The sequence below is a fragment of the Rhodococcus sp. RS1C4 genome (assembly GCF_002258225.1).
GTDB lineage: Bacteria > Actinomycetota > Actinomycetes > Mycobacteriales > Mycobacteriaceae > Rhodococcoides > Rhodococcoides fascians_E.
This window is the reverse complement of sequence record NZ_NOXZ01000054.1, coordinates 44217-60669: the sequence shown is the minus strand read 5'-3', so window position 1 is coordinate 60669 and position 16453 is coordinate 44217. Positions and strand designations below refer to the sequence as shown.

Below are 16453 nucleotides of genomic sequence, written 5' to 3'. Positions count from 1 at the left end.
CGGTCTTGTGTAGCTCGTTCACCGGTCCTCCGTTCGAGTGCCGATCGCTTCACGGCCCGATGCCTGCGCGTGCAGGTACGCGGCACGATACGAGGACCGGACCAGTGGACCGGCGAGAACGCCCGCAAATCCGAGATCGTCGGCGTATCGGGCCAGTTCGTCGAATTCCTCAGGGTGAACCCATCGCGCAACGGGATGATGGAGGGGCGAGGGCCGCAGGTATTGGGTAATCGTAATGATGTCGCATTCTGCCTCACGCATGTCGTACAACGCGTTTCGCACTTCGTCCATGGTCTCGCCCATACCCAGAATGAGGTTGGATTTGGTGATCAATCCATAGTCGCTGGCGGACTTCAGAACGTCCAGGCTTCGTTGGTAGCGAAATCCTGGTCTGATTCGTTTGAAGATGCGGGGAACGGTTTCGAGGTTGTGCGCGAGCACGTCGGGGCGTGAGTCGAACACCAGCCTCAGTTGGTCAGCGATGCCGGTGAAATCCGGGATCAACAGTTCGACTCCGATTGTAGGGTCGAGTCGTTTGATCGCCCGGACGGTTTCGGCGTACAGCTTGGCGCCGCCGTCCGCCAGATCGTCACGTGCGACACCGGTGATCGTGGCGTATTTGAGCGCCATTGCCTGAACGCTTTCAGCGACTCTTCGAGGTTCATCCAGGTCGAGTTTTGCTGGCGTGCCGCTGTCGATTTGGCAGAAGTCACATCGCCGAGTGCAGTGGTCACCCCCGATCAAGAAGGTGGCTTCGCCGTTCTCCCAACATTCGAAGATGTTCGGGCAGCCTGCTTCCTCACATACGGTGTGCAGATCCTGACTACCGACAAGTTCAGTGAGCTGGGCGTATTTGGGGCCGATCGAGGCTCGCGTTTTCATCCACGGTGGTGTTCTTTCGATCGCGGTCTGCTGGTTGCGTACTTCGATCCGCAAGAGTTTGCGGCCCTGCGGAGTCACTGTCATGCGTCGCACCTCGGATGGGTAGTCATAGGTTGATCATGTGTCCGTTGAGGCCGTGAAAGGCTTCTTGTAGCGCTTCTCCCAGGGTCGGGTGCGCGTGAACATTGGCTGCAAGATCGGAAACCGTGTTTCCTGCCGAACGGGCCAGTGTGAGCTCGGGCAGCAACTCGGTGACGTCTGGGCCTACCATGTGCGCACCGAGCAAGTATCCCGAATTGCTATCGCTGAGTACTTTGACAAATCCGTCAGTCCGTCCCAAACCGTGGGCTTTCCCGTTGGCCATGAAGGGGAAGTGTGCGCTCGCTACGTTCCATCCCTGTTGCTCGGCACGCTCTCGCGCTTGTTCTTCGGTCCATCCGAAGCTGGCCACTTGCGGCTGGCTGAACGTGGCTCGGGGCATCATGGTGTAGTCGATTGTGGGGGTGGGCATTCCGGCGATGTGTTGGGCAGCGGCGAAACCTTGGGCCTCCGCGACGTGGGCAAGCATGAGCTTGCCGGTTACATCTCCGACCGCGTAGACGGTATCGCAGGCTGTGCGCAGCGTCGCATCGACGTCTATTGCGTCGCCGGGGTGTGCGGTGATTCCTATTGCTTCGAGACCTACACCACTGGTGTTGGGTATGAAACCGATTGCCTGAATTAATCTGTCGCACTGAAGTTCGCGGACCTCGTTGTCGCTCGACACCGATACAGTGACCCGATCGTTCGATTCGGTCACCGCTCCTACAGACGTGGAAGTCATCACCTTGATGCCCAGTCTCTTGTATCGCTTCTGCAACTCGTATGAAACGTCTCGATCTTCCAGTGGCAGGATTCTATCCGCGTATTCGACGATGGTTACCTCGACGCCATAACTGCTGAGTATGTAGGCGAATTCGACACCGATTGGTCCTGCGCCGACAATGATTGCCGAGCTGGGTAGCTCGGGTGAAAGTATCTGCTCTTCGTAGGTGACGACGCGCTCGGTGGAGTTGGTTCCGGGTAGTCGGCGTGCCGTAGCACCCGTCGCCACGATGGCATGATCGAAAGTGATCACGGTATCGTCGGTCCCGTGGACCTGAATTGAGTGATCATCGAGAAATACAGCACGGCCGCTGTATTCGGCAATCGCGTTCTTTTTCATCAGGTAGCGCACCCCCTTGCTGCGTCCAGCGGCAACTTTCCTGCTTCGATCGAACGCGACGCGGAAATCTACGCTGGTTTCCCCGTTGATTCCATAGGTTGCTGCTTCTTTGGTGACCAGTCGTGCAACTTCTGCATTGTGCAGCAGCGCCTTCGTCGGTATGCATCCGACGTTGAGACACACTCCACCCCAGTACTTTTCTTCGATGACGGCGGTGGTCAGTCCAAGTTGCGATGCCCGTATTGCTGCGACGTAGCCGCCCGGACCTGCGCCGATGACGACGACGTCGAAATGTATTCCAGACAAGAAGGTGAACTTTCTGTGGGGCCGCGTTCTCACTCACTGATCTATGGGTCGTCAGCGGCCGGATCGGTCGAGGGTGGTCTGATTCCGCGCTTGTACACCGTCAGTGGCCCGGTGACGGTTAGTTGGCACGCTAGTCGTATCGCGGTGTCGCCGGCGCGGCCGAGAAGTCTCAGCCGCGTGCGTTCGTCCGTGGTCAGTTGGTCCGCGTTGTCCGACCCGTGTATGACCCGTACATTGCAGACACCGCAAATCGCATGGCCACCGCAGATGTTGGGCCAGCTATAACCCAGTCGATCGGCGGCGGCCATGAGCGATTCACCCGGATGCACTTCGAGTTGTAGACCGCTCGGGAGCACCTGCACCTCGTGGGTGCGGTCGATGTTCTCGGGCACGCGAATCTCTACTTCTCGGAAACGAACTTTGCCAGGTTATTGTGAAGATGACGGATGTTGCGTTCCTGGTAATTGGCGAAGTGGACGTTCTTGAGTCCGTCAGTTTTGACCCCGCGCTGCAGTTTGAGCAGATTGACCATGTCTTGATCGATGATCGGTCCGACTCCGCCGAGCTCTTTGGCTTCGCCCCACGGCTCATCGGGTGGTGTCATTCTCATGGGGGTGTCCTTGGGCAGTGGTACACCTTCGGGGATGGAGGTGAGAATCATGACTTCGAAGAGCGCCGACTCGTGGTCATCACCGTTCGGTCGCACCCGATAACACAGTGGGAAGGCGTTTCCGGCCCAGGGGACCAGGTTGGGGAAGACGAAGTATTGAACGGCGTCGAGCATTTCCGAGTCGCTGTAGTTGGTGTAGTCGACTCCGGACATCGCTGTCATGGACCCTCGTACGAAGTCGGCGCACATCTGGCGCGCGTCTTCGAGCGTGGCGTTCTCCGGTAGTTGAGGCATGTTCGCTAGATCGCCTTCGTTCATGATGTTGCTGATCGAGTCGCCGATCATCGCATCCACGATGATCTGCGGGTCGTCGACGTCTCCGAGATGCGGGCTCGGTACTCCTACGCAGGAGATCATGCGGGCGTGTTTGCCCCAGAAGTCGTATTGAGCGTTGCAGTCTCCGGAGTACATCAGGAACGAGGTGTGTGTTCCTACGGCGTGGTAGATCTCGAGAAACGCTTCCGCTGCAAGTTTCCAGTTGCACGGAACGACCTTTGCTACGTGTGCTGCTTTGAACGAGCGACCGCGCGGCCAGTTCTCGAAGTGATCAGGCAGTGTGTCGCCGAGAAACTGCTCGAATGGCTCGCACTCGGGATCGAGGTTGACGAACACGAACCCGTTCCACGTCGCGACTTTGACCTCGGACAGGTGTACGTCCTGGTCGCGGACCGCCGGGAAGTCCCATCGGCACGGAATTTCTTTGATGCTTCCGTCGAGGTTATAGCTCCATTTGTGGAAGCTGCAGGTGAATTCGGTGCTGTTCATCGAGTCCCCGACATCCGGGTCGACGAGTCGGTTGCCGCGGTGCATGCACACATTGTGGAACGCGTGAAAGGTATCGGGCGCCGAACGAACGACGACAATGGACTGATCGACGATGTCGTAGGTGATCCGGTCTCCGACTTCGGGAATATCGTTCTCGCGGCACGCCGTCTGCCAGACTCTCTTCCAGAGGCGATCTCGTTCGATCTCGTGGAATTCGCGGGTCGTGTACACCCGTTTGTCGATCGGATCGTTGCCGAGGTCGTGGGTGGACTGTTCGAACAATGCGTCCGGAATGTGGCCGCGATCGAGTTTGAGGTAGCCCTGGACAGTAGGCATGGACTGCTGGTTCTCGGCGCTGATCGGACGGTGGGTCTCGGTGCTCATCGCTGGATCCTTTCTCAGCTGGCTATGGACTTGCGGATAGCCGCAATGTGGTCGTCGATGTTGGGAAAATGCTTGCTTTCGAGCTCGGAGGCGAAAGGAACTGGTGTATTCGCTGCCGCTATTCGAGCTACGGGTGCGTTCAGGACACCCCATAGGCTCTCTTGGATCACGGCGGCGATTTCGGCCCCGAAGCCTCCGCGCCGGACTGCCTGATGAGCAACGACCGCGCGGGTGGTTTTGCGGACGGATTCGAGCACCGTTTGCTCGTCCCAGGGCTGCAACCACCGGAGGTCGACGACCTCCACCGAAATGCCCTCCACGGCCAATCGATCCGCGGCGTCCAAGGCCAGCGGCACCTGAGTGCCGTACGCGATGACGGTGACATCGCTGCCCTCGCGGGCCACCGCGGCTTTGCCCAACGGCACGCGGTAATCCCCGGAAGGGACGTCGCCGGAGACGCCGTACAGTGCCACCGGTTCCAAGATTATGACGGGGTCCGGATCTTCGATGGCGGTAGTGAGTATCCCTTTCGCGTCTGCGGGTGTCGACGGGATAGCAACCTTGAGTCCTGGCACGTGGATAAGCCAGGACTCGACAGATTGTGAATGCTGCGCGGCGAAGTTCAAGTTGCCGGAGAGCATGCCCCTGATGACCATCGGGACGGTCGTTCGCCCGCCCGACATGTAGCGCAGCTTGGCAGCGTGGTTGGCCACCTGATCGAGACAGACCGCATAGAAGTCGGCGATCATCACTTCGCAGATGGGTTTGGCACCGGCCATGGCCGCACCGATACCCGCTCCGACGATGGCCTGTTCGGAGATGGGGGTTTCGCGGACGCGGTCGCGACCGTATTTCGCCGACAAACCCTTGGTGATGCCGAATGCCCCGCCGACGGGGTCGATGATGTCCTCGCCCATGAGGAAGACGTCCGGATCGGTTTCGAGGGCGCGATCGAGAGTCTCAGCCAATGCTTGGATCATGTTCATCTTGGTCGCGCTCATGCTGGTACCACCTCGGCGTAGACATCGGTATAGAGATCGTCGGTATCAGGGGTCGGGGACGCGAGTGCGAATTCGATTGCGTCGGCGACTTCCGAATCGACCGATACTTCGATTCCCTTGAGGTCGTCCTCGGAGGCACCGTCTCCGAGGAGTGTGACTCTGTAGGCCGGCACCGGGTCGGCGGCAACCGCGGCTTTGCGCTCGTCCTTGGGCATGTACGCCATCGTGTCCGAGCCGAACACGTGACCCATGAAGCGGTAAGTCTTGGCCTCGATCAGTGTCGGTCCGTCCCCGGCGCGTGCTCGTGCAACAGCTTCCGCGCCGACCTGGTAGACCGCATCGGGATCATTTCCGTCGACGGTTACTCCGGGCATGCCGTAGGCGTCCGCACGGGTGGAGATTCGGTCGACGTTCATCGACTCCATGCGAGGGGTGTATTCGCCGTACTCGTTGTTCTGACAGACGAACAGCACCGGTAGCTTCCATACGGCCGCCATGTTCATAGCTTCGTGAAAGGCTCCGATATTGGTTGCGCCGTCACCGAAGTACGTCAGCGTGACCGCGTCGCTACCGGTCATTTGCGCGCGCAGAGCAAGGCCGTTGGCGATGGGGATCGCCCCTCCCACGATGCCGGAGGTCGCCATGACGCCGCAGCGAGGGTCGTTCAGGTGCATGATCCCACCCTTGCCGCGGCTGGTTCCTCCTGCGCGTCCGATGATTTCGGCGACGACCTCGCGGAGCGGTGCGCCTTTGGCAATGGTGTCGTGCATGCCTCGGTAGGTCGTGGTTATCGTGTCCTCGTTGGTGAGCAAGGCAGACAGGGCCGAGGGAATCGCCTCCTGGCCGCGTGGCGAATAGTAGATCACCGAGGCCTTACCGCCCATGATGAGTCCTCGAACCTCGGTGTCGGTTCGGAAGATTCGGTACATCCGTTCGTAGATTCCCAAACGGGTCAGCAGATCGATACTCAATGTGGCCTCTTTCTTCTGATCGCTCAGAGAAGTCCGCGACGATCGCGCGGTCGATACAACGAGAGCGGGGCTGTCCGGCTCGGCGCTCGCGTGTCCGAATACCGAGCGAGACGTACCTTCGAGATGTATGAGTAATTACTCACTCAGGCCAAGTGTGACTCGAGCCACGCCGAAGCGCAAGTGAATCCGGGACGAATCTCGCGATCTCACCCTTGGGGAGAAATGACGGGAGGACGCTGCGAGTGAGTGATTGCTCATCAACTGATAGCCTGCTCATATGCCAGACGAACAAATACAGCTGCAACGTTTCGCTCCCGAAGAGCGGCAAGAGGCGATTCTTCGTGCTGCGCGTGAGGTCTTCAGTGAGACTGGTCTGGGAGGAGCTCGGACGAAAGCGATCGCCGAACAAGCGGGGGTGGCCGAGGGGACGATCTTCAAATACTTCAAGAGCAAGGACGTACTGTTCGAACGTGCCGTGGTCGATGTCCTCGAGCAGTTGGTGAAGCGGGTCGAAACGGCCGCAGTGACGTACGCCGGCGCCGTAGGGGAGAAGAACCGCGTAGATCAGGCCCGTCAGTTCCACAAAGAAACAGCACATTTGATGACCGAAATCGCGCCGTTGCTTGGTGCTGTCATGTCTGCAGAGGGCAACAGCGGATCCCAGAACTATTACGACCGTCTCGTCGGGCCGAGTATCGGTCGAGTTGCCGATGCCCTCGACATATCACTGAAGTCGGTCAATCAGCAGATCGATCCACGCTTGCTGTCCTTGGTCATCTTCGGATCGCACTTCTTCATCGCCATGGACACACGTTCCAACGACGACCCCGAATACGCTGCTCACATGTCCGAAAGTCTGGTGGAGCTACTCTCCAGTGGATTCGGTCGCCGCCACTAGCCCTTGGCCGTACAGGACTCGCGCGAGCCCCTGGCCGTACAGGACTTGCGCGCCCGCCCTGGAAATTGCGCATCTGATCAACGCGGGTTGTAGCCACATCTGCAGCGACGACACCGCTGAAACGTACGAGAGTCAGAAGACAGAGGCCTCCGGACCCCCACCGTCCACACCGATCTTCTGACCCGAGACGTAGCTGGCGTCCGAGGAAACCAACCAGTTCACCGCCCCCGCGACGTCGTCTGGAGTACACACGCGTCCGAACGGGGCCGAACTGTTCAGGTCTTGTATGTCGTGTCCTGCCGCAGCGTTCACGAGCCGACGGCCCATATCGGTCGATACCAGACCCGGCGCAACGATGTTGGCACGTATTCCATTGCGGCGTTCCTCCCGCGCCAGCGTCGCGACACACGTTTCCATCGCGGCCTTGGCCATCGTGTACGCCGCAGCTCCGGCTGGCGCAGTGGCTACGGCCGCACTCGAGATCATCACGATATCGCCCCTCTCGGCCTGCCTGAGGTCGGGCAGTAGCGCCTGGATCAACTGGATCGGCCCCCAGGTGTGCACCTTCATCAAGGACTCGAACTCGGTGTGAGGAGTGTCCGCGACGTCGTGCCCGCGGCTCGAGATTCCCGCATTGCTGATCACGATGTCGATGGGCCCGAGGTCGTGACGGATCTCTTCCACCATCGCTTGGATTTTCGCCGCGTCGCCGATCTCTGCTTGGTAAGCACGTGCGGTTCCACCGGCAGCAATGATCTGCGCGACGACGTCTGCAGCAGAGTCTTGGTCACGACGGTAGTTGACGGCAACAGCTGCTCCTTTGTGTGCCAACGCGAGCGCGACCGCACGGCCAACCCCCCGCGATCCTCCGGTCACTACGGCAGTCCGTCCACTGAGTTCACCCTGGGTCATCGTCTTACCAGTCCTCGTCCGACAATATCTTTCATCACTTCGTTGGCGCCGCCGTAAATACGCTGAATGCGGGCGTCCCGCCATATCCGCGCAATCGGATACTCCTCCATGTAGCCGTATCCACCGAACATTTGCAGCGTGCGATCGACGACATCCCACTGGAGATCGGTAGCTTTGAATTTTGCTACCGCCGCCTCCACCGCTGTCAGTTCGCCGGCGTTGAGCGCACCGATGCAGCGATCGAGATAAGCTTGCGTTACTGCGATATCGGCGTGCATCTCTCCCAACGAGATGCGAATGGATTGCAAGTCCGACAACGGGCCTCCGAACGCGCTGCGTGTCGTTGTGTGAGCAACCGCTAGTTCTAGCGCATGCCGGGCCGATGCAGCAGCCGACACGGCAATCGACAAACGTTCGCGGGCCAGATTGGCCTTGGCGTGCCGCCAGCCTGCACCCGCTTCGCCGATGATGTTCGCGATCGGCACCCGACAATCTGTAAAGAACAACTCGGCCGTGTCCTGCGCCTTGCGCCCGATCTTGTGCATCGGGCGGCCCCGTTCGAATCCGGGAGTCCCGAATTCGACCGCTACCAGACTTGTTTCCTTACTGCCCTTTTCGCCGGTTCGCGCTAACACGATCGCGAGGTCGCAGGTTGCTCCGCTGGTGATGAACGTCTTCGAACCGTTGAGGATCAAATCCTCACCGTCGCGTCGCGCGGCGGTCGTGATGGCAGCGAGATCGGACCCCGCCCCTGGCTCGGTCATCGCCAGCGCTGTGACACCTCGTCCACTTGTGAACAGGGGCAGCCACCGGGCCTTCTGCTCGTCGGTGGTCAGTCGAAGCAGGTACGGCACAATGATGTCGTTCTGCATGCTGAAGGTGTCGCCCGCCATACCCGAAGCGACGACTTCCTCGGCAACGACCGCGTTGTATCGAAAGTCGTCGATGTCCAGGCCACCGTACTGAACCGGTAGTTCGAACCCTAGGAACCCCGCCTCGGCCGCTTTGACGATGAAACCACGGTCGGGCGTGCCAGCGTCTTCCCAAGAGTCGATGTGCGGCACTGCTTCTCGGTCCAAGAAGGCGCGGAACCCGCGGCGGAACTGTTCGTGGTCGTCCTCGTAGAGAGTTCTACGCATCCGTTCTCGCCTCCAGGCGCGTGCTCAACGAGGACGGTGGAGTGAATCGGGAGCCGTAACGGTCTGCCAATTGCCGTGACCGTTCGGAGAAGGCACCGACTCCTCCTGGGTATCCGGCGATGAACTGCGCGGCGCCACCGGTCCAGGCAGGAAACCCTATTCCCAACCTCGAGCCCACATTGGCGTCGGCGGTCGAGCGCAGGATCCTCTCCTCCAGGCATCGCGCAGTTTCGAGTGCTTCGGCGAAGAGCAGACGGTCGACCAGTTCCTGAACGTCGTCCACCACCGCTGCCGGACCGAAATGTGTCTCCAGTCCGGGCCATAATCCGGTCCTCCGGCCGTCGGTGTAGTCATAGAAGCCAGCTCCGGCCGCGCGGCCGGAGCGGCCGGCACCGATAAGTGTTGCCAACACAGCGTCACCTGGGTGTTCCGCGAACTCAGTTCCGTGTGCACGGGCATCGTCCCGGAACAGTCCGTAGATCGTATGGGGCAGTGTCAACGTCGTCTCGTCCAGCAGGGTCAACGTACCGACGGGGTAGCCCGCACGGAGCGCAGCCCTTTCGATCGAGGTCGGTGAGATGCCTTCGCCGACCATCGCCGCTGCTTCCAGCAACCTTCTCAAGATCACCCGGCTGGTGAAGAATCCGCGGCCATCGCTCACCACTATGGGCGTCTTGCCCAGTTGGCGTACGAAATCGAAAGCGCGGGCGACGGACTTCTCGCTGGTCTCGGCCCCGACGACGATTTCAACCAGATCCATACGATCGACTGGGGAGAAGAAATGGAGGCCGATGAAATCCTCGGGTCGATCGACGGCGGTCGCGAGACCGGCGATCGGCAGAGTCGAGGTGTTCGAAGCTATCAAAGCGTCCGAGGAGACAGCAGTGTGCACCTCACTGAGCACCCCGGCTTTCAAAGCCGGGTCCTCGAACACTGCTTCGATTACCAGGTCGACGTTGGACAGGCCAGCGAGACCGGCGGTCGGCTGGATGCGGGCAAGGATTTCCGTTGCGCCTGCCGAGGTGAGTCGACCAGACTTGACGGCTTTGTTCAGAGCCTTTTCTGCGTACAGCTTTCCATGCTCTGCCCTGGCGAGGTCGACATCTTTCAGATGCACAGTCAAACCGGCGGACGCAACCGTCAAAGCGATACCTGCGCCCATCATTCCAGCGCCGACGACGGCGACCTCGTGCGCGAGGTGCGCTGGAACCTGATCTGGTCGGTTGGCGCCCGATCGGACTGTGTGGGCATCGAAGAACGACCCCTGGATGATGTTCTTGGCAATGAACCCGGTAGCCAGGGAGACGAAGTATCGCGTTTCGATGGTGAATGCCGTATCGACGTCGACTTGGGTGCCCTCTACGGCGGCGCACAATATTGCCGCAGGAGCAGGCATGGGAGCACCGTGATTGCGGGCGCGTAGTCCCGCCGTCCGAGCGGCGAGGGTGCCTTCGACCGCAGGCTCGTACGCGGTGCCGCCGGGAACACCAGCGCCGCAGTCCCAAGGTTGGCGAGCATCAGGGTTAGCCGCGATCCAGGCATGTGAACGGTCGATCAGGTCATCTCGACTCGATGCGATCTCGTCGACAAGTCCGAGGGCATACGCAGCTGAGGGCCGAAATGTCTTACCGGGAAGCAACACTTCGTCCAGTGCCGTGTCCAATCCGAGGAGTCGTACGGTTCGGACTACGCCGCCGCCTCCGGGCAGTAGTCCCAGTGTCACCTCGGGTAGACCGATTCGGACGTGTGGCGCGTCCAGCACGATGCGGTGGTGGGCTGCAAGAGCCAGTTCCAGCCCGCCGCCGAGAGCGCTGCCGTTGATCGCCGCTACGACGGGCACTCCGAGGGTTTCCAGCGAGCGAAGCTGGTTCTTCGTTTCGGTGGTGAATTCGGTCAAGGAGTGCGCGTCGTCGGGGCTGACTTTGACCAGGTCGTGTAGGTCGCCACCGGCGAAGAACGTCTTCTTTCCCGACGTCAGGATCACTCCCGACAGTGTTGGTCCCATCGCGTTCAGGCGTGCCAGACAGTGCGCCATCGATGTTGTGTAGCGGGCGTTCATGGTATTGACCGACTGTGTCGGATCATCGAGAGTGAGGGTGACGATTCCGTCGTTCTCGCTCCACTGAATAGTACTGTCGCTCATCAGATCTCCTCAGTAGCGTTCGACGATTGTGGCGATCCCCATGCCGCCGCCTACACACAGCGTCACCAGTCCGCGACGCAGGTCACGTCGCTCGAGTTCGTCGATCACAGTGCCTACCAACATCGCACCCGTGGCACCGAGTGGATGGCCCAATGCGATAGCACCGCCGTTGACGTTTACTCGCTCGTCACTGATGTCGAGATCTTTCATGAACCGCATGACCACCGACGCAAACGCTTCGTTGACCTCGAAGAGATCGATGTCGTCGGGCGTCAGGCCGGCTACCGTCAGGGCCTTGCGAGCTGCAGGTCCCGGTCCTGTCAACATGATGGTCGGCTCGGTTCCCACTATTGCGGTCGCCACGATTCGGGCCCTCGGTATCATCTGAAGTTGCTTGCCGATGCTTTCGTTTCCGAGTATCACCAACGACGCGCCGTCCACGATGCCCGACGAGTTTCCGCCTGTGTGCACGTGCTCGATATGATCGACCCAGTGGTATTTTTCGAGTGCTACTGCATCGAAACCAACCTTGCCGAGTTCGGCGAACGCCGGTTTGAGGCGACCCAATGAATCCACGGTCGTCGCGGGGCGTCGATGCTCGTCGTGGTCGAGGATCGTAGTGCCGTTCAGGTCCAGTACCGGAACGATCGATCTATCGAAGTATCCTTCGGACCAGGCCTTTTCGGCACGCCCTTGGGACCGTGCTGCGTACGTATCTACATCGATGCGTGAGTATCCGCCGAGGGTGGCGATCAAGTCCGCGCCGATGCCTTGCGGAACGAAACCGGACGCCAGATTCGTCTCTGGATCAGCGGCCCACGCACCGCCGTCCGAGCCCATCGCAACCCGCGACATGCTCTCCACGCCGCCGGCGACGACCAAGGATTCCCACCCGGACGCGATCTTCTGGGCGGCGATGTTCACCGCCTCGAGACCAGAGGCGCAGAACCGGTTGAGCTGCATTCCTGCGACAGTCTGGGGCCAGTGCGCCGCGAGAATCGCGGTGCGGGCAATGTTGGCTCCTTGATCTCGGTGGGGGCTGACGCACCCCAGCACGAGGTCGTCGACCTGGGTCGGGTCGAACCCTTCCACTCGACTCTCGGAGGCGCGTAGTAGGCCGGTGACCAAAGAGATCGGTTTGACACCGTGTAGCGCACCTCCGCGGCCTTTACCGCGGGGTGTTCGCATAGCGTCGTAGACGTAAACTGGGTGAGGCATAGCGATAGAGCCCTCCTCGAAGCATCACAGGCTGCGCGCATTGTTCAGGCGCTGCAGCGTAATGGGATAGTGAAGTCAGTACGCCGTCGTCGCGTTCGGCGACGGCAGTCCGGATCAGGGCATCAAGGTGTGCGTTCCGTCCAGAAATTGTTGGCGCAGAACATATTTCTGGATTTTCCCGGACGGGGTCAGGGGTAGTTCGTCGATTTCAACCCAAATCCGAGGCACCTTGGTGGCGGTGAAGTCATATTTGAGAAATTCGCTGAGCTGTTCAGCCGTTGTGTCCGCGCGTTCGACCAGTCGGACAAAAGCCGCGACCTGTTCGCCCCACCGCTCGTCAGGAATGCCGAGTACCGCGACGTCCGCCACGTCCGGATGCTCGTACAACCTGTCTTCGATTTCACGCGGATATATGTTCTCGCCGCCCCGGATGATCATGTCCTTGAGTCGGCCGGTCACACGAATGTACCCGCGCTCGTCCATCGAACCGAGATCACCGGTTCGCAGCCAGCCATCGGGAAGTAGTGCTGCCGTCGTCTGATCCGGCGCATCGTAGTAACCGATCATCACCCCGAATCCTCGGATCTGGATCTCGCCCGAGATCCCGCACTCGGCGACGTCTCCGTCGTCGTCCACGACTCGAATCTCCGTGTGATCCAGAGGCTTTCCGACAAACTCTGCCTTGTCTTCGATGGAGTCATCGGGGAACGACTGGCAGATCACACCACTGACCTCGGTTTGTCCGAAAACGACCGCAAACTTCGCTCCGAAATCGTCTTCGACGCGGCGAACCACCTCCGGCGGAACCGTGGTGGCTCCGGACATCACCACTTTCAACGAGCTCACGTCCGTCGAAGCGAAGTCCGCATGGTTCAGCATGTCATGAAGCATCGTGGGTACCGCGGGCATGAACCCGGCGCGTTCGGATTCGATCAGTCTCAGCGCGCGCCGGGCTTCGAAAGGAAACACGACATGCGTCGAACGGGTCCACATCGAACCCATAGCTCCGAATCCGCATCCACTGAGATGAAACATCGGCAGTGGATTCAGCCAGGTTTGGCCGTTGCCGATTCCCAACCGGCACGCAAAGAGCAGCGCGTTGTTCACCATGCCCCGATGAGAGAGCAGAACACCCTTGGGTGCACCCGTAGTGCCCGAGGTGTACTGAATCATCGCGGCGGAGTGCGGATCTACGTCGCGGAATTGGACGTCGGGGGAGGGATCGGGGTTCCAATTGTCGAGGTCGTGGACGTACCGCAGTCCGGGAAGAGCCGGGCGAACGCTGTCGAGTATCTCCCGAAGGTCGGTCCCTCGGTAGGTGCTCACCATCGCTAATCCTGATGATCCCGACTGGCGAAGAACATATTCGAGTTCCGATGCCTTGTACGCAGGATTGATGGTCACGACGACAAGCCCGGCCAGGGCCGCGGCGAACTGTACAACCTCCCAGTTGAGCGAGCTCGGAGACCAGATCGCGATTCGTTCACCGGGTTCGTAGCGCCTTTGCAGCTCGTGCGCGGTCCGGGTCGCTGCATCGAGCAACTCTGCGTACGTGTACGAGTGACGGCCGTCGGCTGCGTCGATCTCGACGACCGCCGTAGCGAACGGAGTCTCCGCCGACGCGGCGAGGAGAAGATCCCCGACTGTGGTGTCGATCAGATCAGTCGACACCACAGCAGGACGGTAGGACTTACTGGCATTCATCGTTTTCATTCTCTCGGAAGGCCCGCTGGGGCGACGTCAGTTCCCCGCGTCCAGTAGCACGCGCTCGGTCAACGGTGTCGGCGGCACGTGATCGAGTGCCTTCAGCGCCGGCAGCACTTCGGCAGCGAACAGGCGCATGTTTGCCTCCGCTATGTCGAGCGGCATTCCTGCGTAACGGAACTGCGTGATCAGACCCTGCGCGCCGAGCATGCCGGTGAAATCGTTGATCTTGTCGAAGACCTGCTCAGGTGTACCATAAGGAACCAGCGACAGGTAGAAATCGGTCATTTCTTCCATCCCGCCCGGCTTGGTCAAACGCTTGTACATCTGCGCGTGGAACTCGTAACCCGGGGTCTGGGTCAAATGAGGCTCGTTGAACTGGTAGTGCGCCACCACCGAGTGCCAATAGCCACCGAGGTACTTGCGCCCGATTTCGCGAGCACGTTTCTCGTCCTTGTCGACGAAGACCAGTGTTTGCGTGAACGGTGGGGGAGGGGGCGCCTGGAATGCCTCGTCGAAGCTCTTACGGAAATTCTCGACGTCTTCCAGTACGCGATGCCACGGCTTCTGCGGGACTACGAACAGTCCGGTGCCGAGATCGGCCATGATCTTGGCTGATTCCGGTGATACCGATGCCGAGAACACACGGTTCTTGAAGGACTTGTACGGGCGTGGTCTGAGCTCGACCCGTGGCTGCTTGATGATCTCGCCGTCGTATTCCATGATCCCGGTTTCCAGCGCCGAGAGGATGGCTTCAGCGGACTCGATGAAAGTCTGACGTGACTCCGACATCTCCAGCCGGAACCCGTCGAACTCCACTTTCCCTGTGCCTCTGCCGATTCCCAGGATCAGGCGACCCTTGGAGAGGTGATCGAGCATGATTATCTGCTCGGCGAGTCTGACCGGGTCATGCCACGGCAGGATCGTCACCATCGAGCCCACTTTGACGTTCTTTGTGCGGGCCGCCATGAAGGTCAAGAACTGGATGATGTCCGGACACATCGTGTAGTCGGTGAAGTGATGCTCTACGCCCCAGATCGATTCGAAACCGAGCGGCTCCGCCAGATCGGCCAGATACACATCGGCGTCGTACACCTCTGCATCGGTTAACGTGCCACCCCAACCCTGGAAGACGGTTCCCATTCCAACATGCATTGTTGACTCTCTTTCTCGTATCGACATCGCGCGTTATCTCCTCCCATGGAGGCGACGCACCGCAATCGGAACAACGCAGGTGATCGTTGACTGAACCGATCGCCACTCCTAGTATGAGTGAGTACTCACCCATACTGACACGTGTACGGGCGGGCGTCTACCCCCAACTCAGGAGCTTCGATGACAACCTTCGACGCACTACCGGCTAGCCCTGTCGACATTGCTGAGCGGTGGCCCCAGGGCGCGGTGACCAGTCATGGCGCGACGATGAACGAAATTGTCGGGGCACTGAGATCCGGCCGAGCGATCATAGTGATCGATGACGCACACACAGGGGAGGCTGCGTTGATGTTCCTGGCCGCACACGCCACCACATCGCTGATGGCCTTCATGATTCGGTACACCTCTGGTTTGGTGTTCGTCGCCCTCGATGCCGACCGGTGCGATCGGCTGCAAATTCCCCCGATGCCCTACGTCGTCCAAGACAGTGGAGCGCGCCAGCACACCGTCACGGTCGACGCGGTCGATGGGACGACCACCGGAATTTCGGCTCACGATCGGGCGCTCACCGCGCGGACCCTCGCAGACCCGTCTGCGCACAGCGGGAGCTTCTCACGCCCGGGCCACGTGCAACCACTCAGGGTTCCCGCCGATGTCGACCGAACCGGACTGGCATCGACCGGAATCCGACTGGCTCTCTTGGCCGACGCTCCGCCTGCGGTGGTCATGTGCGAGCTCGTTTCCGAGCGCGATCCTCGGTTGATGACCGATGAAATCGAAGCGCGCGAATTCGGAGCACACCACAACATCGAAACGACATCATTGACGTGCCTGCTCACCAACGCCGCCGTTCGATAACTGGCGGAGCGGCGACTTCTTTCATTACGCTGCGGCGACTCTGTATGGCGACGCTGCGCTCTGTCGTGGTACCGAAATCTGCTCGATCGACTCGGTAGTTCGATCACGACACAGCGGTCTATGCTGCCGTCAGAGTTCACGTGCATCGGTGTGCCAGATGCGCTAGGTGTGATGGGCTCACGGCCAGAGAACAGCGCATTCCCACTCAACGAGGCACAGTCCGACGAACGCGACCGCCGGGCC

At 60.2% G+C, this 16453-nt stretch carries 14 protein-coding genes; 2 read left to right on the top strand and 12 right to left on the bottom strand.

The genetic code is table 11. The features are described 5' to 3' along the window. Positions 1–18: 18 nt before the first annotated feature. From lipA to CH289_RS27275, 6 genes are read right to left on the bottom strand one after another with little or no spacing between them, the layout of a single operon-like run. On the bottom strand, positions 19–966 hold the full coding sequence (gene lipA, locus CH289_RS27300) for a lipoyl synthase (RefSeq protein ID WP_094728990.1): 948 nt from the start codon (positions 964–966) through the stop codon (positions 19–21). A 22-nt stretch (positions 967–988) separates the two neighbouring features. Further along, entirely contained in the window at positions 989–2392 is a 1404-nt protein-coding gene (gene lpdA, locus CH289_RS27295) for a dihydrolipoyl dehydrogenase (protein ID WP_462052419.1), read from the bottom strand. Positions 2393–2433: 41 nt separating this feature from the next. Further along, positions 2434–2784 carry a 2Fe-2S iron-sulfur cluster-binding protein gene (locus tag CH289_RS27290; protein WP_094728988.1) on the bottom strand — a complete coding sequence of 117 codons (351 nt, stop codon included), beginning with the start codon at positions 2782–2784 and terminating at the stop codon, positions 2434–2436. Between the two features lie 8 nt (positions 2785–2792). Continuing rightward, on the bottom strand, positions 2793–4211 hold the full coding sequence (locus CH289_RS27285; RefSeq protein WP_094728986.1) for an aromatic ring-hydroxylating oxygenase subunit alpha: 1419 nt from the start codon (positions 4209–4211) through the stop codon (positions 2793–2795). A 14-nt stretch (positions 4212–4225) separates the two neighbouring features. Next, the gene (locus CH289_RS27280) at positions 4226–5212 is read right to left on the bottom strand and encodes an alpha-ketoacid dehydrogenase subunit beta (RefSeq protein ID WP_094728984.1); all 987 of its coding nucleotides are present in this window, start codon (positions 5210–5212) and stop codon (positions 4226–4228) included. Continuing rightward, a complete protein-coding gene (locus CH289_RS27275) occupies positions 5209–6183 on the bottom strand; it encodes a thiamine pyrophosphate-dependent dehydrogenase E1 component subunit alpha (RefSeq protein WP_218828475.1) in 975 nt (324 codons plus the stop codon). Before CH289_RS27275 ends, CH289_RS27280 begins: the two co-directional genes overlap by 4 nt. 277 nt (positions 6184–6460) lie before the next feature. Here CH289_RS27275 and CH289_RS27270 point away from each other — a divergent pair, with 277 nt between their 5' ends. Then, positions 6461–7081 (top strand): TetR/AcrR family transcriptional regulator, encoded by a 621-nt coding sequence (locus CH289_RS27270; protein WP_094728982.1) that lies wholly within the window; start codon positions 6461–6463, stop codon positions 7079–7081. A gap of 132 nt (positions 7082–7213) precedes the next feature. Here the strand turns inward: CH289_RS27270 and CH289_RS27265 are convergent, their stop codons facing one another. From CH289_RS27265 to CH289_RS27240, 6 genes are all read right to left on the bottom strand, one after another. Next, positions 7214–7993, bottom strand: coding sequence for an SDR family NAD(P)-dependent oxidoreductase (locus CH289_RS27265; protein WP_094728980.1), 780 nt, complete (start codon positions 7991–7993; stop codon positions 7214–7216). Next, positions 7990–9132 (bottom strand): acyl-CoA dehydrogenase family protein, encoded by a 1143-nt coding sequence (locus CH289_RS27260; RefSeq protein ID WP_094728978.1) that lies wholly within the window; start codon positions 9130–9132, stop codon positions 7990–7992. Before CH289_RS27260 ends, CH289_RS27265 begins: the two co-directional genes overlap by 4 nt. Next, a complete protein-coding gene (locus tag CH289_RS27255) occupies positions 9125–11275 on the bottom strand; it encodes a 3-hydroxyacyl-CoA dehydrogenase NAD-binding domain-containing protein (protein ID WP_094728976.1) in 2151 nt (716 codons plus the stop codon). The genes CH289_RS27260 and CH289_RS27255 overlap by 8 nt, the downstream gene beginning before the upstream one ends. Before the next feature lie 9 nt (positions 11276–11284). Then, positions 11285–12493, bottom strand: a complete 1209-nt coding sequence (locus CH289_RS27250; RefSeq protein WP_094728974.1) for an acetyl-CoA C-acetyltransferase — start codon at positions 12491–12493, stop codon at positions 11285–11287. A 114-nt stretch (positions 12494–12607) separates the two neighbouring features. Next, complete coding sequence (locus tag CH289_RS27245) at positions 12608–14197, bottom strand: class I adenylate-forming enzyme family protein (RefSeq protein ID WP_179276884.1); 1590 nt, start codon at positions 14195–14197, stop codon at positions 12608–12610. Positions 14198–14233: 36 nt separating this feature from the next. Next, the gene (locus CH289_RS27240; protein ID WP_179276883.1) at positions 14234–15340 is read right to left on the bottom strand and encodes an LLM class flavin-dependent oxidoreductase; all 1107 of its coding nucleotides are present in this window, start codon (positions 15338–15340) and stop codon (positions 14234–14236) included. Positions 15341–15532: 192 nt separating this feature from the next. Between CH289_RS27240 and CH289_RS27235 the strand changes: the two genes are divergently transcribed. Then, a complete protein-coding gene (locus CH289_RS27235; protein ID WP_094728968.1) occupies positions 15533–16210 on the top strand; it encodes a 3,4-dihydroxy-2-butanone-4-phosphate synthase in 678 nt (225 codons plus the stop codon). Positions 16211–16453 lie beyond the last annotated feature (243 nt).